Origin of the sequence: Streptomyces sp. OR43, assembly GCF_008042275.1 — a bacterium.
GTDB lineage: Bacteria > Actinomycetota > Actinomycetes > Streptomycetales > Streptomycetaceae > Streptomyces.
Genome location: NZ_RDBK01000043.1, coordinates 3,126,031 through 3,142,750 on the forward strand (window position 1 = coordinate 3,126,031; position 16,720 = coordinate 3,142,750).

At 70.7% G+C, this 16,720-nt stretch carries 17 protein-coding genes; 8 read left to right on the top strand and 9 right to left on the bottom strand.

Features of this window, described 5'->3' with window-relative positions:
- Positions 1 to 11: 11 nt before the first annotated feature.
- Entirely contained in the window at positions 12 to 458 is a 447-nt protein-coding gene (locus tag EAO72_RS33160; RefSeq protein WP_148022185.1) for a DUF2550 domain-containing protein, read from the top strand.
- A 98-nt stretch (positions 459 to 556) separates the two neighbouring features.
- On the opposite strand, the gene EAO72_RS33165 is transcribed toward EAO72_RS33160, so the two are convergent.
- From EAO72_RS33165 to EAO72_RS33175, 3 genes are all read right to left on the bottom strand, one after another.
- Complete coding sequence (locus tag EAO72_RS33165; protein ID WP_148020743.1) at positions 557 to 2,431, bottom strand: glycoside hydrolase family 18 chitinase; 1,875 nt, start codon at positions 2,429 to 2,431, stop codon at positions 557 to 559.
- A 179-nt stretch (positions 2,432 to 2,610) separates the two neighbouring features.
- The gene (locus tag EAO72_RS33170) at positions 2,611 to 3,261 is read right to left on the bottom strand and encodes a response regulator (RefSeq protein WP_148020744.1); all 651 of its coding nucleotides are present in this window, start codon (positions 3,259 to 3,261) and stop codon (positions 2,611 to 2,613) included.
- On the bottom strand, positions 3,258 to 4,454 hold the full coding sequence (locus tag EAO72_RS33175) for a sensor histidine kinase (RefSeq protein ID WP_261991707.1): 1,197 nt from the start codon (positions 4,452 to 4,454) through the stop codon (positions 3,258 to 3,260). Before EAO72_RS33175 ends, EAO72_RS33170 begins: the two co-directional genes overlap by 4 nt.
- Positions 4,455 to 4,605: 151 nt before the next feature.
- Here EAO72_RS33175 and EAO72_RS33180 point away from each other — a divergent pair, with 151 nt between their 5' ends.
- Entirely contained in the window at positions 4,606 to 5,175 is a 570-nt protein-coding gene (locus tag EAO72_RS33180; protein ID WP_148020745.1) for a hypothetical protein, read from the top strand.
- Positions 5,176 to 5,228: 53 nt separating this feature from the next.
- On the opposite strand, the gene EAO72_RS33185 is transcribed toward EAO72_RS33180, so the two are convergent.
- Genes EAO72_RS33185 through EAO72_RS33195 form a run of 3 tightly spaced genes read right to left on the bottom strand, consistent with a single transcriptional unit; the run spans position 5,229 to position 7,369 of the window.
- Positions 5,229 to 5,801 carry a cob(I)yrinic acid a,c-diamide adenosyltransferase gene (locus EAO72_RS33185; protein ID WP_148020746.1) on the bottom strand — a complete coding sequence of 191 codons (573 nt, stop codon included), beginning with the start codon at positions 5,799 to 5,801 and terminating at the stop codon, positions 5,229 to 5,231.
- Between the two features lie 13 nt (positions 5,802 to 5,814).
- Entirely contained in the window at positions 5,815 to 6,564 is a 750-nt protein-coding gene (locus tag EAO72_RS33190) for an ABC transporter permease (RefSeq protein WP_148020747.1), read from the bottom strand.
- Positions 6,565 to 6,586: 22 nt separating this feature from the next.
- Positions 6,587 to 7,369, bottom strand: a complete 783-nt coding sequence (locus tag EAO72_RS33195; RefSeq protein WP_148020748.1) for an ABC transporter ATP-binding protein — start codon at positions 7,367 to 7,369, stop codon at positions 6,587 to 6,589.
- A gap of 81 nt (positions 7,370 to 7,450) precedes the next feature.
- On the opposite strand from EAO72_RS33195, the gene EAO72_RS33200 reads away from it, so the two are divergent.
- The 4 genes from EAO72_RS33200 (at position 7,451) to EAO72_RS33215 (ending at position 12,457) form a co-directional block, all read left to right on the top strand.
- Positions 7,451 to 8,086 (top strand): TetR/AcrR family transcriptional regulator, encoded by a 636-nt coding sequence (locus EAO72_RS33200; protein ID WP_148020749.1) that lies wholly within the window; start codon positions 7,451 to 7,453, stop codon positions 8,084 to 8,086.
- 131 nt (positions 8,087 to 8,217) lie between these two features.
- Positions 8,218 to 9,066, top strand: a complete 849-nt coding sequence (locus tag EAO72_RS33205) for a 3-hydroxyacyl-CoA dehydrogenase family protein (RefSeq protein WP_148020750.1) — start codon at positions 8,218 to 8,220, stop codon at positions 9,064 to 9,066.
- 260 nt (positions 9,067 to 9,326) lie between these two features.
- Positions 9,327 to 9,650, top strand: coding sequence for an STAS domain-containing protein (locus tag EAO72_RS33210; protein WP_148020751.1), 324 nt, complete (start codon positions 9,327 to 9,329; stop codon positions 9,648 to 9,650).
- 239 nt (positions 9,651 to 9,889) lie between these two features.
- Positions 9,890 to 12,457 (top strand): ATP-binding protein, encoded by a 2,568-nt coding sequence (locus tag EAO72_RS33215; protein WP_148020752.1) that lies wholly within the window; start codon positions 9,890 to 9,892, stop codon positions 12,455 to 12,457.
- Positions 12,458 to 12,692: 235 nt separating this feature from the next.
- Here EAO72_RS33215 and nucS read toward each other — a convergent pair whose 3' ends face one another.
- Complete coding sequence (gene nucS, locus EAO72_RS33220; protein ID WP_148020753.1) at positions 12,693 to 13,364, bottom strand: endonuclease NucS; 672 nt, start codon at positions 13,362 to 13,364, stop codon at positions 12,693 to 12,695.
- Between the two features lie 263 nt (positions 13,365 to 13,627).
- On the opposite strand from nucS, the gene EAO72_RS33225 reads away from it, so the two are divergent.
- Positions 13,628 to 14,020 carry an SCO5389 family protein gene (locus EAO72_RS33225; RefSeq protein WP_148020754.1) on the top strand — a complete coding sequence of 131 codons (393 nt, stop codon included), beginning with the start codon at positions 13,628 to 13,630 and terminating at the stop codon, positions 14,018 to 14,020.
- Between the two features lie 90 nt (positions 14,021 to 14,110).
- Here the strand turns inward: EAO72_RS33225 and EAO72_RS33230 are convergent, their stop codons facing one another.
- Positions 14,111 to 15,154 carry an LLM class flavin-dependent oxidoreductase gene (locus EAO72_RS33230; RefSeq protein WP_148020755.1) on the bottom strand — a complete coding sequence of 348 codons (1,044 nt, stop codon included), beginning with the start codon at positions 15,152 to 15,154 and terminating at the stop codon, positions 14,111 to 14,113.
- Between the two features lie 199 nt (positions 15,155 to 15,353).
- Here EAO72_RS33230 and EAO72_RS33235 point away from each other — a divergent pair, with 199 nt between their 5' ends.
- The gene (locus EAO72_RS33235; protein ID WP_148020756.1) at positions 15,354 to 15,683 is read left to right on the top strand and encodes an ATP/GTP-binding protein; all 330 of its coding nucleotides are present in this window, start codon (positions 15,354 to 15,356) and stop codon (positions 15,681 to 15,683) included.
- 16 nt (positions 15,684 to 15,699) lie between these two features.
- Here EAO72_RS33235 and EAO72_RS33240 read toward each other — a convergent pair whose 3' ends face one another.
- Positions 15,700 to 16,599, bottom strand: coding sequence for an ABC transporter permease (locus EAO72_RS33240; RefSeq protein WP_148020757.1), 900 nt, complete (start codon positions 16,597 to 16,599; stop codon positions 15,700 to 15,702).
- Between the last annotated feature and the right edge of the window lie 121 nt (positions 16,600 to 16,720).

Below are 16,720 nucleotides of genomic sequence, written 5' to 3' on the forward strand. Positions count from 1 at the left end.
GGTCGGTGGAGATGTACCTCGCGCTGTGGGTGGGCGGGCTGATCGTCGCACTGGTCCTGTTGGGGCTGTTCGTCTTCGGTCTGCGCCGGCGGCTGATTCAGCGTTCCGGCGGGACGTTCGACTGCAGCCTGCGATGGGACGTCCCGGAGGAGCCCGATCTCACGGGCAAGGGCTGGGTGTACGGAGTCGCCCGGTACAGCGGCGACAAGGTGAACTGGTTCCGGGTCTTCAGCTACTCCCCGCGCCCGCGCCGGGTGCTGGAGCGCGCCTCGATCGAGGTGGTCGCCCGCCGGCTGCCCGAGGGAGAGGAGGAGCTCGCGCTTCTCTCCGACGCCGTCGTGCTCGGCTGTCTCCACCGGGAGACCCGCCTGGAGCTGGCGATGACCGAGGACGCCCTCACCGGATTCCTCGCCTGGCTGGAGGCGGCACCGCCCGGCCAGAGGGTGAACGTGGCCTGAGGCCGCGGGTACCCGCGGCGGAGCAGACGAAAACCGGGGAGACAGGGGGCGGACCTGTCTCCCCGGCGCTTTTTCGGGGTGCGACTGCCTCGTGGGGGTTAGCTGAGGCCGCTGTCCATCGCACTCACGAGTTCACCGTTCGCGGTGTCACCGCTGAACTCCCAGAAGAACGCCCCGCCCAGACCCTGGCCGTTCGCCCAGGCCATCTTCGACTTGATCGTCGCCGGGGTGTCGTAGCTCCACCAGTTGGTGCCGCAGTACGCGTACGCCGTGCCGGCGATCGTGCCGGTGGCGGGGCAGCTGTTCTTCAGGACCTTGTAGTCCTCGATGCCCGCCTCGTACGTACCCGGTGCCGCGCCGGTGGCCGTGCCGCCCGGTGCCGCCTGGGTGACGCCGGTCCAGCCGCGGCCGTAGAAGCCGATGCCGAGCAGCAGCTTCGAGGCGGGGACGCCCTTGGCCTTCAGCTTGGCGATGGCGTCGGCGGAGTTGAAGCCGGCCTGCGGGATGCCGCTGTACGACGTCAGCGGGGAGTGCGGGGCCGTCGGGCCCTTGGCCGCCCAGGCGCCGAAGAAGTCGTACGTCATCACGTTGTACCAGTTCAGCGACTGTGCGGCGCCCGCGTAGTCGGCCAGGTCGATCTTGCCGCCCTCGGAGCCGTCGGCCGTGATCGCCGCGGTCACCAGGTTGCTGCTGCCGAACTTCGTGCGCAGCGCCGAGGTGATGTTCTTCAGCGCGGCGGGGCCGCTGGTGTCACAGGTCAGACCGCAGGCGTTGGGGTACTCCCAGTCGATGTCGATGCCGTCGAAGACATCGGCCCAGCGGGGGTCCTCGACCAGGTCGTAGCAGGACTGGGCGAACGCGGCCGGGTTCTGTGCCGCCTGGCCGAAGCCGCCGGACCAGGTCCAGCCGCCGAAGGACCACAGGACCTTGATGTGCGGGTACTTCGCCTTGAGCTTCCGCAGCTGGTTGAAGCTGCCGCGCAGCGGCTGGTCCCAGGTGTCGGCCACGCCGTCGACGGACTTGTCCGCGGTGTAGGCCATGTCGTAGTCGGCGTACGAGTCACCGATCGTGCACTTGCCGCCCTGGACGTTGCCGAAGGCGTAGTTGATGTGCGTGATCTTCGCGGCCGAACCTGAGGTGTCCAGGTTCTTGACGTGGTAATTGCGGCCGTAGACGCCCCAGTCGGTGAAGTACCCGAGGTTGATCTTGTCGCCGCCCGGGCCGGGGTCGGTGCCCCCGCCGCCGGTGGTGTGCACCTTGACGGCGCCACTGACCGGTCCGGTCTGGTCGGCGGTGTCACGGGCCTGGACGGTGTACGAGTAGTCGGTACCCGCGGTGAGGCCGCTGTTCGTGTACGTGGTGCCGGTGACCGTGGCGACGACGGCGCCGTCCCGGAGGACGTCGTAGTTCTTGATGCCGTGGTCGTCGGTGGCGGCGCTCCAGCTGAGCTTCGCCGAGGTGTCGGTGATGGCGCTCGCGGTGGGGGTGCCCGGCGCCGAGGGGGCGTTGTCGCCGGGGACGCTGCCGCCGTCGCAGGAGGCGCCGTTCAGCTTGCAGCCCGCGGGGGCGCCGGAGCCGGTGCCGTTGAAGCCGAAGCTGATGCTGGCTCCGGGGGCGACCGTGCCGTTCCAGCCGAGGTTCTTGGCGGTCCAGTGGGTTCCGGAGCTGGTGACGGTGGCGTCCCAGGCGGAGCCGACCGCGGTGCCGGAGGGGAAGTCCCACTCGATGGTCCAGGAGGACAGGGAGGTGGTTCCGGTGTTCTTCACCGTCCACTGGCCCTCGAAGCCGCTGCCCCAGTCGGACTTCTTGAGGTACGTGGCGGTGGCGGAGGTGGCGGCCTCGGCGGGGGAGGCCAGGCCGACCATCGCGGCGAGCGGAAGGAGCAGTGCGGTGAGGCCCGCGACTGCTCGGGATCTGGTGGCTTTTCCGGCCCCGAATCTGAATCGGGTCCGGCGGGGGGTCTCAGTGCTCAACGGTGCTCCTCGGGTGAGGTCCGGACAAACGGGGATGGTCCGTGGACTGCAAACCCTGCGCCGCCCTGAGCCCGCTTTGTCATGGCGGGCTCACCGCAGTGTGCTCGGTGAGATTAGGAAGGTCTGGACCAATCGTCAAGAGGTCCAGACCAAAGTTCGGAGTCGGGCGCGGATAAACCTCAGACGCCCAACTCCTGTGCCAGCACGGCCGCCTGGACCCTGCTGCGCAGCTCCAGCTTCCCCAGCAACCGGCTGACGTGCGTCTTCACCGTCGCCTCGGCCATCGACAGACGCACCGCGATCTCCGCGTTCGACATGCCCTCCCCGAGACAGCCGAGCACCTCGCGCTCGCGCCGGGTGAGCGCCTCCAGAACCGCCCGGCCGGGACCCTGCGACGGTCCGTGCGGCGTGGTCCCCGCGAACTCCGCGATCAGCCGGCGCGTCACCGACGGGGCGATCAGGCCCTCGCCGCGCGCCACCGTGCGGACGGCGTCGAGCAGGCCGCGCGCCTCGGTATCCTTCAGCAGGAAGCCCGAAGCCCCGGCCCGCAGCGCGCCGAACACGTACGCGTCCAGGTCGAACGTCGTCAGCACCAGGACGTCCGCCAGCCGCTCCGCCACCACCTGCCTCGTCGCGGACACCCCGTCCAGCCGGGGCATCTGGATGTCCATCAGCACCAGATCGGGTCGCAGTTCCCGGGCCAGCCGAACGGCCTCCTCGCCGTCACCGGCCTCTCCGACGACCTCGATGTCCGGCGCGCTGCCCAGGATGAGGACCAGCCCCGCCCGTACGGCCGACTGATCCTCGGCGACCAGAACCCTGATGGTCATCGCCTCACGCTCCCTTCTCCCACGGGCAGTCGCGCCCGTACCTGCCAGATCCCCGGCCCGCCCCCGGTGGACACGGGCCCTGCCTCGAACTCCCCGCCGAGCAGCGCCACCCGCTCCCGCATCCCGATCAGCCCGGCCCCCGATCCCGGTGCGCGCGGCCCGGGCCGGTCCCCGAGGACGCTGGCCACCTCCACCGTCAGCAGCTCCTCCGACTGCTCCAGCCGTACGGTGACCGGGCCGGGAGCGGCGTGCTTGAGCGCGTTGGTGAGGGACTCCTGGACGATGCGGTAGGCGGCCAGTTCGACCGGTGCGGGCAGCCGGCCGGGGTCGGTGCGGGTGTCGTCAAGGGTGCAGACCAGTCCGCTGGAGGCCGCGTTCGTACGGTGCTGCTCGATGAGGGCGTCCAGTGAGCCGAGGGCCGGCGAGCTGCTCGGCTCCGGATCCGCGGCACCGGTGCGCAACAGCCCGATCAGGCGGCGCATTTCGGCCAGACCGTCGACGCTGTTCTCGCGGATGACTCCGAGCGCGTCGCGCGAGGTCTCCGGGTCGTCGATGGAGAGCGCGGCGGTGGAGTGGATGGCGATGGCGGAGAGGTGGTTGGCGACCATGTCGTGCAGTTCGCGCGCCATCCGGGCCCGCTCGGCGGTCACCGCCTGCGTGCGGTCCATCTCGGCCAGCAGCGCGGTCTGATCGGCCCGCAGCCGGGCGGTCTCGGCGGCGTCGCGGTGATTGCGCACGCTGACCCCGGTGAGCGCGGGGACGAACGAGATCAGACCGATGACGATGCCGACGAGCAGCGCCTGGGCATCACGGAACCAGGCCAGGAAGCCGATCGTGCCCCCGACGGTGATCAGGAAGGTGACCACCGGGATCCGGCGGGCGGCCGCCGGGGGCCCGTACAGGACGGCCGCGTACATGAGGTCCGTGTACATCAGCAGGGTCGCCAGGTTTCCGCGGGTGAACTGGTCCGCGACCAGCGCGAGCGTCCCGACGGCCAGGGCCGTCAGCGGCGCGCTCCGGCGCAGCAGTTCCACCGCCGACATCACGGCGAGCGGGATGAGCGCGAGCCGGGGCGAGTCGAAGAGGCGGCCCGTCTGCATGTCCAGACCGACCAGCGCCAGGACCGTTCCGCCGAGCAGCCCGACGACGGCGATGAGGACGTCGCCGCGGTGGGGACGGGGAGGAGGGAACACGCTCCCATCCAACACGTCCGGACACCGCCGGGCGTCGGTACACGGAGTGAGCCGCGAGTACATCGAAGGATGCAGCGCCGGTTCGTCACTGCGGCCGACGACCGGGAGCGCCGCTGCGGGGAGCCTGGAGGGGAGGGAAAGGAGCCGGACCGTGATCGTCACGCTGATCGTTCTCTGCGAGATCGCCTTCTGGGTGCTGCTGGCCGCCGGGCTCGGGCTGCGCTACGCGGCGAAGATGCCGCGGCTGGGCGCCGCCGTGCTGCTGTGCGAGCCGCTGCTGGAGGTCGTCCTGCTGGTCGTGACGGCCATCGACCTGAAGAACGGCGCCGACCCGGACTGGAAGCACGGCCTGGCCGCGGTCTACATCGGCTTCACGGTCGGGCTCGGGCACTCCACGATCAAGTGGGTCGACGCCCGGGTCGCGCACCGTTTCGCCGGTGGTCCGCCGCCGGTGAGGCCGCCGAAGTACGGGATGGCGCGGGCCGCGCACGAGTGGCGTGTGGCCGGGCGGTGGACGGTGGCCGCGGCGACGGCGCTGGCCCTGCTGCAGGCGGCGGTCTGGTACGTCGGGGTCGACGGGGACACGACGTCGCTGCGGTCGTGGCAGCAGAAGATGCTCTTCGTGATCGGCATCAACCTGGTGATCGCCGCGAGCTACACGCTCTTCCCGAAGCGGGACCCGCACGGCGGCGCGAAGCACGTGCCGGGCCCGCCCGGGTGAGGTGGTCCTCAGTCGCCGGACGGGCTGGGACGTACCGGCGGGGCCCGTCCTGTCTACCGTTCGCCGCCCGGCACCCACAGCACGTCGCCGACCTCCTTGTTCGCCACCCGGGCGAGGATGAACAGCAGGTCCGAGAGCCGGTTGAGGTACGTCGCCGTCAGCGGGTTCATGACCTCGCCGTGCACCTCCAGCGCCGCCCACGTGGACCGTTCCGCGCGCCGGACCACCGTGCACGCCTGGTGCAGCAGCGCGGCGCCCGGGGTGCCGCCGGGCAGGATGAAGCTGCGGAGCTTCTCCACCTGCTCCAGGAAGTGGTCGCAGTCCGCCTCCAGCCTGTCGACGTAGAACTGCTCGACCCGCAGCGGCGGGTACTGGGGTTCCTCGACGACCGGCGTCGACAGGTCCGCGCCCACGTCGAACAGGTCGTTCTGCACGCGGACGAGGACCTTCACCACGTCGTCGGTCAGCTGCCCGAGCGCGATCGCCGTACCGATGACCGCGTTGGCCTCGTTGCTGTCGGCGTACGCGGAGATGCGCAGATCGGTCTTGGCGGTCCGGCTCATGTCGCCGAGGGCGGTGGTGCCCTGGTCGCCGGTGCGGGTGTAGATACGTGTCAGATTGACCATGCGGTCAGCCTAGTTAGGCCCCGGCCTTCCTGAAGACACGTGTGCCCACTGTCACGGCGAGCGCCGCGAATCCGAGCGAGACCAGGACCCCGTACAGCATGTGCGCGGTGGCGTACGAGCCCACGTACGCGTCCCGCACCGCGTCCACGAGGTAGCGCAGCGGCGTGACGTGCGACAGCACGTCCAGCCAGCGCGGCCCCAGCGTCATCGGCAGCATCAGCCCGGAGAGCAGCATGGCCGGCATCGTGAGCGCGTTGATCACCGGCCCGAACTCCTGTGGCGTGGCGACCTTCATGGCCAGTGCGTACGAGAGCGAGGCCAGCGAGACCGTCAGCAGGCCGACGAAGGCGAAGCCGATCAGCACGCCGGGCAGCGGGGCGCGCAGCCCCATGAGTACGGCGACGAGCACCAGCAGCACCGCCTGGAACATGAACAGCAGCGCGTCGCGCAGAGCCCGGCCCAGAAGCAGCGCGGTCCGGCTGACCGGGGTCACCCGCATTCGCTCCATGACCCCGGTCGACTTGTCGATGATGACGGCGAACCCGGCGAACGAGGCACCGAACAGGCCGAGCTGGAGCAGCAGTCCGGGGACGAGTACCTGCCAGGAGTCACCGTCCGGGCCGAGCGGCAGACCGGTGAGCAGCGGGCCGAAGAAGAGCAGATAGAGCAGCGGCATGAGGATGCCGAAGAGGATCTGGAACCTGGAGCGCAGGGTCTGGCGGGCGTACCGGCCGAAGACGAGCGCGGTGTCGTGGAGAAGCATCGGAATCCTCTGAGTGGTCGGGCTATACGGCCACGGGTGCGGCGTCTGAGGAGGCGGGTGCGCGGCCCGTGATGGCGAGGAACGCCTCCTGGAGCGAGGCGCCGGGCGTGCCCGCGTAGCGGGTCTTCAGTGCGGCCGGTGCGCCCTCGGCGACGACCCGGCCGCCGTCGATGACGACGAGCCGGTCCGCGAGCGCGTCGGCCTCGTCGAGGTAGTGCGTGGTGAGCACGACGGTCGTGCCGTACGTGTCGCGCAGCCGGCGCACGAGGTCCCACAGGTCGGCGCGGCTGGCCGGGTCCAGCCCCGTGGTCGGCTCGTCGAGGAAGAGCACGGCGGGGCGGTGGGTGAGCCCCATCGCGAGGTCGAGCCGCCGCCGCTGGCCCCCGGAGAGCGTGAGCGTCCTGCGGTCGAGCAGTTCGGCCAGGCCCAGCTCGGCGGCGAGTTCCGAGGCCCGGGCCACGGCCGCGGCCTTGCCCAGCCGGTACAGCCGGCCCTGGGTGACCAGCTCCTCCCGGACGCTGATGTGGGGGTCGACACCGCCCGACTGGGCCACGTATCCGCACTTCTCCCGCACGCCCGCCGGGTCCCCGACCAGGTCGCGGCCGGCGACGGTCGCCGCGCCGCCGGTGGGGGCGAGCAGGGTGGTGAGCATGCGCAGCGTGGTCGTCTTGCCCGCTCCGTTGGGGCCGAGGAGACCGACGATCTCGCCGGTCGCGACCGTCATGTCGAGGGAACGGACCGCCGGCACGGGGCCGGTCTTCGAGGCAAAGGTCCGGGCGAGCCCGGACGTACTGATGATGGCCATGGCGACCACAAAAACAGAGTCAGTGAAAAATTGCAATGACACCAAATATTCATGCACCCCAGAGCGCTCTACGATGGGCCCATGGCTGAGGGACTCAGGGAGCGCAAGAAGCGCCAGACCAGGCAGTACCTCTCGGACGTGGCCACGGGTCTCTTCCTGGAGCGGGGATTCGACGCGGTCACGATCGCGGAGATCGCCCGGGCCGCCGACGTCTCGGTGAACACGGTCTACAACTACTTCCCGACGAAGGAGGACCTCTTCCTCGACCGCAGCCAGGGCGTGGTCGAGCGCCTCTCGCGGTACGTCAGGGGCCGGGACAAGGGGGAGTCCGCGGCCGATGCCGTCCTGCGCGAACTGCGCGTCCAGGTGGAGGGCGTGTCACCCACTGTCGGTCTGATGGAGGGATATGAGCGCTTCATGCGGGTCATCGAGGGTGCCGACAGCCTCAAGGCCCGCCTCTGGCACATCCAGCAGGAAGCGCTCCAGCATCTGGAGGGCACGCTGGAGGAGGAGTGCGGGACGGAGGTCCGGACCGCGCGCCTGGTGGCCGGCCAGCTCTCCTGGGTGCACGGGACGCTCATGGCGTACATCGGCGGCGAGATGGTGGCGGGCCGCAAGGCCGCCGAAGTGTCCCGCGACGCCCTCGTCCTGCTCGACGACATCGAGGGCCTGCTGGGCGAAGCGGTGCTCAACTACGCCCGGCGCGCCGCCGAATGACGCATCCCGGTGTGATGTCCGTCATTTGAGACGTGACGCGCATCTCTTCACCGCCCCAGCGCCCCTCACGGGTACTAACCTCCGCCGGAGAGCACGGAACAAGAACCGCTGAGAAGCATAGGGGTGCCAACGTGGCCAGGAAGCTCGCCGTCATCGGCGCCGGACTCATGGGGTCCGGTATCGCGCAGGTCTCCGCCCAGGCGGGCTGGGACGTCGTGCTGCGCGATGTCACCGACGCGGCCCTGACCCGTGGCCGTGACGGCATCAAGGCCTCGTACGACAGGTTCGTCTCCAAGGGCAAGCTCGCGGAGGCCGACGCCGACGCCGCGCTCGCCCGCATCACCACGACCACCGATCTCGACGCGGTCGCCGACGCGGACGTCGTCGTCGAGGCCGTCTTCGAGAAGCTGGAGGTGAAGCACGAGATCTTCCGGACCCTCGACAAGATCGTCCGGGACGACGCCGTGCTCGCCTCCAACACCTCCGCCATCCCGATCACCAAGATCGCGGCCGTGACGGAGCGCCCCGAGCGCGTCGTCGGCGTGCACTTCTTCTCGCCGGTCCCGATGATGCAGCTCTGCGAACTCGTCCGCGGCTACAAGACCAGCGACGAAACCCTCGCCGCCGCACGGGAGTTCGCCGAGTCGGTCGGCAAGACCTGCATCGTGGTCAACCGGGACGTGGCCGGCTTCGTCACCACCCGGCTGATCTCGGCCCTCGTCGTCGAGGCCGCCAAGCTGTACGAGTCGGGCGTCGCCTCGGCCGAGGACATCGACACCGCCTGCAAGCTCGGCTTCGGCCACGCCATGGGCCCGCTCGCCACGGCGGACCTGACCGGCGTCGACATCCTGCTGCACGCCACCGGCAACATCTACACCGAGTCCCAGGACGAGAAGTTCGCCGCCCCGGAGCTGATGCGCCGAATGGTCGACGCAGGTGACATCGGCCGCAAGAGCGGGCAGGGCTTCTACACCTACTGATCGTTCTCGGTCCCCGGTCGCCCGATCCGCCGTCGATCAGGCCCGGGGGTTCCGGGGGCCGTTTCCGGAACCTGCGGATCGCTCGATGGAACCGCAGGGGCTCACGGCGGACCTTCGGTCACTCCACGGAGTGAATTCGGTATCGGTTCGCTTACAGACGGCAACTTCTCCGTCGCTGCCACAGTCAGTTGGGGCAGAGACAGTTTCAGACAGATGACAGACAGACCGATCACGCCACGGAGCATTCCAGGGGAGCGCATATGCACATCAGGGGCGACCACGCCGAGCTGGTCGTCGGGGGCCGCCTCGATGTCCGAAGCGCGGCGGACGCCCGTACGGTCCTGCACTCGGCCCYCGACGACGGAGCCGGCGATCTGGTGCTCGACCTGACCGAGCTGGATTCGTGGGACGCCACCGGGCTGGGCGTCATCATGGGAGCGCATCGCAGAGCCGGGCGTGCCGGGCGGAGGCTGGTGCTCCGCGGCGTACCGCCGCAGATGCAACGCCTGCTGGTGGCCACCCGGCTGCACCGCATTCTGGCCATCGAGGGCGGAATCGCCGCGGAGTCCCTGCCGCGCGTCTGAGGACGCCCGGCGGCGGGCGCCCGTCCCGGGGCCCCGGCCGAAACCACACAATCCTCACGAGACCGTGATCTGTGAGGCGGCGCGGCACCCCGGGTGTTCGTAGATACTGTGCGAAGGTTTAGGGTTCGGCCGTCTGCCGATTGACGGACCCACCTGGCGGACACCGGACCGGAAGCGACAGCTGGGCGTGCGAGGCCGGGAGGGACAACCGTGCTCGACGCGTCTTGGGGGCTTTGGCGATGGACCCGATACACCGGGGGCCGGAAGAGTTCGGCCACGACGGCAACGGCTTCTCCGAGGAAGCCGGCCGGCGCCGTCCTTCCCGGGATCCGCTGACGCCGGATTTCAGTCAGCAAACACCGCAACAGGCGCGCATCGTCCCGCTCATATCCGGCGACCTCCTGCTCACCGTCAACCCCGTCGACGGCAGCGAGGTCGAACCGTGCCCGCCCGGGGAGCAGCCCGCCGCACCCGTCCGGCGCACCCCGGCGGAGCGCGCCGACCGCGAACGGGCCACCGCGCCTCCCGTCCCTCCCGGCCTCGCACGCCCAGCTGTCGCTTCCGGTCCGGTGTCCGCCAGGTGGGTCCGTCAATCGGCAGACGGCCGAACCCTAAACCTTCGCACAGTATCTACGAACACCCGGGGTGCGCCCTGGCCCGGTCGAGATTGCCGGTGCACAGCGCGAGCACGCCCAACTCATGGTGGAAGTACGCCTCTTCGGCGACCTCGCCGGCGATCCGGCCGTACCGCGCTGCTCGACGCCGTCGCCGCGGACTGCGCGGAACTCGCCCCTGACGGCGTCGTCCGGCTGAGCGGCCACAAGCGCACCGTCGCCGACCTGCTCCACGGACTCTTCGAGGCCGTTCACGACGCGCCGCTGCACCGCCCGGACCGGGAACTGCTGCTGGAGAAGCTGCGGTCGACCGGCGCCGTCGTCGTGCTCGACGACCTGGAGTTCGGTGGCGCCGCACTGGACGAGCTCCTCGACGCGACGCCCGAATGCGCCTTCCTGCTGGCCACGACGCCGGACGTCGCCGCCCCCGGCCCCGACTCCCACCTCGAAGAGGTCTTCCTCGCCGGCCTCGACCGCGGCGCCTCCATCGACCTGATGGAGCTGGTCGTCGAGCGCAAGCTCACCGAGGAGGAGGCCAACTGGGCGGGCGACCTCTGGTTCGAGTCCGAGGGCCTTCCCCTGCGCTTCGTCCAGGCGGGCGCCCTGCTGCGCCAGCGCGACCTGCTGACCACCGACCCGACCGCGTACGACGAGTACGGCTACCTGGAGAACCGGCCCGCCGAGGAGGTTCCGGAGGCCGTGGAATCCGTGGGGGCGGATGCCGACGAGGTCCCGCTGCCCAGCCTCGGCGAGGGCGCCGCACCGGCCGCGCTGCTCGGCTCACGGCTGAGCGAGGCGGCGCGCGACACCCTGCGCTTCGCGGTCGCGCTCGGCGGCGAGGTGCCGCACCAGGCGCATCTGCCGGCGCTCGTGGGGGACACCCACGCCGACGCCTCGCTCGGTGAGCTCGCCGGCTGCGGACTGCTGTCCCCGGCCGGCTCCCGCTACCGGCTGGCCGCCGGTGTCCTCGCCCAGCTGGAGGCTGCCGGATACGGCGACGACGCCACGGACCGGGCCCGGACGGTGGCCCAGCACTACGCCTGGTGGGCCGGACACCCCTCCGTCACCCCCGCCCGGGTGGTGGCCGAGTCCGATGCGATGCTCGCGGCGATGGCGCAGCTGGTGCCGGGGGACGGGGCCGGGCAGACCAGCGTCGCCGTGCTGCTGGCCCGCAGCGCCTCGCCCGCCTTTGCCGCGGGGCTGCACTGGAGCGCCTGGGAGAGGTCCCTGCGGATCGGCCAGGAGGCCGGCCGGATCGCCGGCGAGGTCGCCGAAGAGGCGTACTTCCACCATGAGTTGGGCGTGCTCGCGCTGTGCACCGGCAATCTCGACCGGGCCAGGGCCGAGCTGGAGACCTCCATCAGCATGCGCGGGGCGCTCGCCGACAAGTCCGGTGCGGTGGCCGGACGGAGGGCGCTCGCCCTGGTCGAGGACCGTTCCGGCGGACCGGCGGCGGCCGGTGCCGGGGTGATGGACGAGGTGCCGGCCGACCGCTTCGAGGTGTCGCCGCCCCGTGGTCTGCCGACGGTCATCCCTGTGTCGATGCCGCGGACGTACCCGGAAGAGACGGCCGTCGTGTCCCGGCAGGGCGCTCCGAAGACCGCCGCCGAGGAGGGCGGCCGCTTCGCGATGCTGGGCGGGGCCCGGCGCAATCTGGTCGCTGCCGGTGCGGGGGTACTGCTGGCCGGGGTCCTCGGCACGGTGGTGACCCTCGGGCTCACCTCCAACAGTGAGCCGCAGGGCGACCCCGGAGTCTCGACCGACCAGTCGGTGACGGAGGGCGGCGACACGGAGGAGGAGCTGCCGGCGGAGGAGTCCACGGACGGCACGACCCCGTCCGCCCGGACGTCGGGTTCCGCGACGTCGTCGCCGACGCCGGGGCCGTCCGGGAGCGGGTCCGCTCCGGCGGGCGGAAGCGGGGCGTCTTCGCCGGGGGCGACGGTTTCGGAGTCCGCTCCGTCGTCGCCCGGGGCGTCGTCGCCGGGGAAGCCTTCGCCTACGCGGACGACGGCGAAGCCGACGAAGACGACTACGCCGCCGACGGATCCTCCGACGACTCCTCCGGAGACCGAGTCGCCGTCGCCCACGGATCCGACGCCCACGGACACCGAGACGACGGAGCCGACCGTGCCCGACTCGTCGGACTCGGCGAGCGGGCCCTCGGGGCCGAGCGCGAGTCCGTCGCTGACCTGAGCCGGGGCGCCCCGGTGGCGGCTTGTCCCCAAGCGCCGGACGGGCTTGTCGTGTGTGGATGCCCGTCCGGTGGCGTCGTCGGTCTCCGGGTGGAGGGTTCCGTCCTCAAGCGCCGGACGGGCTTGATATGCGCGGATGCCCGTCCGGCGGGGGCGTCGGTCTCCGGGTGGAGGGTTCCGTCCTCAAGCGCCGGACGGACGGGCCGGGAAGGCCGGACGGGGGGTTGGGCGGCGGGTCAGAAGAGCCTGAGCTTGTCGTCCTCGATGCCGCGCATCGCGTCGTAGTCGAGGACCACGCAACCGATACCCCGGTCCGTCGCCAGGACGCGGGCCTGGGGCTTGATCTCCTGGGCGGCGAAGATGCCCTTCACCGGCGCCAGGTGGGGATCGCGGTTGAGGAGCTCCAGGTAGCGGGTCAGCTGCTCCACGCCGTCGATGTCGCCGCGCCGCTTCAGCTCGACCGCCACGGTCTGCCCGTCGGCGTCACGGCACAAAATGTCGACCGGGCCGATGGCGGTGAAGTACTCGCGGCGGATGAGGGTGTAACCCTCGCCGAGCGTCTCGATCCGGTCGGCGAGCAGCTCCTGGAGGTGCGCTTCCACGCCGTCCTTGATCAGGCCGGGGTCGACGCCCAGCTCGTGGGACGAGTCGTGGAGGATTTCCTCCATCGTGATGATCAGTTTTTCGCCCGCCTTGTTCACCACGGTCCAGACGCCCGCGGTGTCGTCGGTGCCCTCCTTCAGGGTGCAGGGCGGCGACATCCAGTTGAGCGGTTTGTACGCCCTGTCGTCGGCGTGAATCGACACGCTCCCGTCCGCCTTCACCAGGATGAGACGGGGAGCGGAGGGCAGGTGGGCCGTGAGCCGGCCCGCGTAGTCCACGGAGCAGCGGGCGATGACGAGACGCATGGTCGGCAACGCTACTCGACGACAGGTGCTCGACGCGATTCACCCACCCGTCACTCCCTTCCCGTCCCGGAGTGACACTTTCTGTCTTGCCCCTCTTTGAACCCCTTCGTTATTGGCCGGTTGTGTTCCCAATCTCCTGGTGCGGCCCGGACTGCGCCCTTACCGTGGATGCAGGAGGTCGCCGTGCGTGCACGCTGCGTCGCCGTCCTTCTTCCCTGCCCGTAAGGCCCCGGCCCTCCGTCGGGGTCGCGAGAGGAGAACCCATGTCGCTCGACGTCTCACCGGCGCTGTTGGAACAGGCCGAGCGAGGCGAGGTCGACGAAGCCGACTTCGTCGACTGCGTCCGGACCTCCCTGCCCTACGCATGGGAGATGATCAGCTCGTTGGTGGCTCAGCTGAAGGTCGACGGCGGGCAGTTCGCCGACAACCAGACGCCGCCGCCCAACGAGCAGGCACGTGGTCAGCTGCTGCGTGCGCTCGCGAGTGATGCGATACGCGGTGCGCTGCAGCGGCACTTCGGGGTGCGCCTGGCATTCCAGAACTGCCACCGCGTCGCGGTGTTCCCGCTGGACGCCTCGGTCGACGACCGACTGGCCAAGTTCACCTCGGTGAGAGGCCAGTTGCTCAACCAGTCGCCCGAACTACGGGACTGCTGACGTCTTTCGCTGCCGCTCCGGGCCGCGGGAGGTGCGACTGGTCCGGGGCGGCAGCTCCCGTACGTACACCGTGAAGGCCATCGGTGTGGGTCATTCGAGGAGTGGCAGTACCTCGGTGCCCAGCCGCGCTACGTTCTCCTCCGTGGCCACGAGATCTCCGGAACCCTCCACCAGGAGCGCGAAGCGGGTGATGCCCGTGCGCTCCGCCGTGGCCGCGAGGCGGTCGGCCGCGAGCCGGGGCGGGCCCACCGGATGAAGCCCGCACAGCAGCTCCGTGTAGCCGACCGGGTCGCGCATCACCCGGTGCCGGCCGTCCACCGTCACATGGGCGTCCAGTCCCTGCCGCAGCCAGCCGGGCATCGCCTTCACGAGCGTCTCCCGGGCGTCGTCGGCGCGATCCGCGATCTGGGCCACGCCCGCGGACACGTGCCCCGCCTGCCGTACGCTCTCCGGCGAACGGCCCGCGGCGAGCGCGCAGGAGCGCCAGAGGGCGACCATCTCGGCCTTCTCCTCGTCGCCGCAGTGCATCCCGAGCAGCATCGGCAAGCCGTTCTCGGCGGCGAGTCGCACGCTCTTGGGCGAGGTGCACGCGACGATCACCTCCGGGCCCCCGGGGCTCTCCCCGCTCTCCGCGTCGAGCAGCTCGTCGGCCCGGGGGACCACCGCCACCTCGCGGAAGCCGTACCGCTCCCCGCGGCCCGCCACCCGTGCCTCGCGCAGCCAGTCGAGCAGCAGCCCCAGGGACTCCGGGAAGCCGTTCTCGTACGCCTCCAGGCCGCCGCCGAACACCTCCAGGTCGATCCACGGCCCGCCCCGGCCCACGCCGAGGGTGAACCGGCCGCCACTGGTGAGATGCAGCAGGGCCGCCTGCTCGCCGAGCGCGACCGGGTGCTGGGTGGGCAGCACGCTCACCGCCGTACCGACGCGGATTCTGCGGGTGCGGCCGAGCAGCAGCGCGGCCAGCGTGACGGCGGACGGGCACACCCCGTACGGCACGAAATGATGTTCGGCCAGCCAGACCGAGTCGAGTCCGGACTCCTCCGCGACCTCGGCGGACCGGATCGCGCGATGCAGCGCTTCCCCCGGTCCCTGCCCCGGAAACTGGGCTGCCAGTACGAACGTTCCCACACGCATCGCCAGATACCTCCTTGCGGCCGACGCGGCTCTCCCCTACTGGCAACAACGTCTGACACGTGCCAAAGGCACGGTCCGGCAGGAAGTTGTTGCGATTTTCCGGTTACCCGTCCCGCCCCGGGCGGTGCGAGACGTGTGCCCCCGCCGAATGGCCCTACGCTGGACGGGAACTGTTCAGCCCTGCCCCGTGAGGTGTCACGTGTCCCCGCGCCGCAACCGCCCCCGAGGCGGCGAGAGTCCCACCGGCAGCGCGAGCGCGGACGGGGACCGGTACGGCGGCGGAGGGCGCTCGGAGGAGTGGCAGGGCGAGGAGTGGTCGGTCCGCCCGGTGAGCGGCGCGAGCGCGGCGGGCAAGCGCTACCGCTGCCCCGGCTGCGACCAGGAGATCCCCTCGGGCATCCCGCACCTGGTGGCCTGGTCCGAGTACGGCGGGATCGACGACCGCAGGCACTGGCACAAGGCGTGCTGGAACGCGAAGGACCGCCGCACCACGCGGGTGCAGCGGTCCAGGAACGCGCCTCGGTACTGAGCACCGGCCGCCGGCGTCAGACGTCGCGGTTGTTCATCGCCAGATAGGCACCGCCCAGGGCCACGGCGGTCACGCCGAGCATGAGCCACAGCGGTTCCCAGCCGGACGGGCCGGACGTCGCGACCGAGTTGTCGTAGAAGATGCTGAGCTGGTTGGGGATCGAGTACTCCAGGAGCCACTCACGGATCGACGTGAGGGAGTCGGCGAGCATGAAGATGGCCAGGACGAGCGGCAGCAGCACCAGGCCGATCATGAGGGTGATCGCGCCCGCCGAGTGCCTGATCAGCGCGCCGACCGCCAGCGAGAGCAGCCCCAGCGTCGCCATGTAGAGACCGACGCCGACGGTTCCGCTCAGCCATTCCTTGCCGCTGGGCGCCGGGGCGTCCAGCATGGAGGTCTGGATCAGGGCGACGATCGTGGTCATCACGGTCGTCAGCACGAAGGTGAGCAGGAAGAAGACGATCGCCTTCGCGCTGAGCACCCGCGCGCGGCTGGGGCAGGCCGTCAGCGTCGTACGGATCATGCCGGTGCCGTACTCCGACGCGATGGTCATGACGCCCAGCGTGATCACGCAGATCGACCCCAGGAGCACGCCGAAGAAGCCGAGGCTGAGCACCGGGGTGGCACCCATGTCGGAGTCGGAGTCCGAGACGCTGACGGCGATCGCCGAGAGCACCCCGATGCCGAACACCAGCACGATCATGACGCCGAGCGTCCACATCGTGGAGCGAACGGACCGGATCTTGGTCCATTCCGAGGCGACCGCGTCACCCAGGGTGGCCGGGCGCACCGGGATCGGGGAGGTGTAGTAGCCGGCCTGCGCGCCCTGCCCGTGCTGCTGGGGGGCGAAGGGCTGCTGGTACGCCTGCTGCTGGTACGGCGCCTGCGGCGTGGGCGGCGTGGGAGGCGTCGTCATCGGGAGTCCTCGCTGATGTCGCTCTTGGTCAGGTCTGCGGAGGGTCCCTGGGGCTGCTGCTCGACTGGCTGCGCGAGGCACGGGTGGCGGGCCGCGGGGAGCGGTACGGCTTCCGCGAGGT

Excerpts from the sequence above, each read along its gene's own strand:
- EAO72_RS33160 (WP_148022185.1), top strand. The coding sequence starts at position 12 with ATGTACCTCGCGCTGTGGGTGGGCGGGCTGATCGTCGCACTGGTCCTG.
- EAO72_RS33170 (WP_148020744.1), bottom strand. The coding sequence starts at position 3,261 with ATGACCATCAGGGTTCTGGTCGCCGAGGATCAGTCGGCCGTACGGGCG.
- EAO72_RS33185 (WP_148020746.1), bottom strand. The coding sequence starts at position 5,801 with ATGGTCAATCTGACACGTATCTACACCCGCACCGGCGACCAGGGCACC.
- EAO72_RS33190 (WP_148020747.1), bottom strand. The coding sequence starts at position 6,564 with ATGCTTCTCCACGACACCGCGCTCGTCTTCGGCCGGTACGCCCGCCAG.
- EAO72_RS33195 (WP_148020748.1), bottom strand. The coding sequence starts at position 7,369 with ATGGCCATCATCAGTACGTCCGGGCTCGCCCGGACCTTTGCCTCGAAG.
- EAO72_RS33200 (WP_148020749.1), top strand. The coding sequence starts at position 7,451 with ATGGCTGAGGGACTCAGGGAGCGCAAGAAGCGCCAGACCAGGCAGTAC.
- EAO72_RS33215 (WP_148020752.1), top strand. The coding sequence starts at position 9,890 with ATGGACCCGATACACCGGGGGCCGGAAGAGTTCGGCCACGACGGCAAC.
- nucS (WP_148020753.1), bottom strand. The coding sequence starts at position 13,364 with ATGCGTCTCGTCATCGCCCGCTGCTCCGTGGACTACGCGGGCCGGCTC.
- EAO72_RS33225 (WP_148020754.1), top strand. The coding sequence starts at position 13,628 with ATGTCGCTCGACGTCTCACCGGCGCTGTTGGAACAGGCCGAGCGAGGC.
- EAO72_RS33230 (WP_148020755.1), bottom strand. The coding sequence starts at position 15,154 with ATGCGTGTGGGAACGTTCGTACTGGCAGCCCAGTTTCCGGGGCAGGGA.
- EAO72_RS33240 (WP_148020757.1), bottom strand. The coding sequence starts at position 16,599 with ATGACGACGCCTCCCACGCCGCCCACGCCGCAGGCGCCGTACCAGCAG.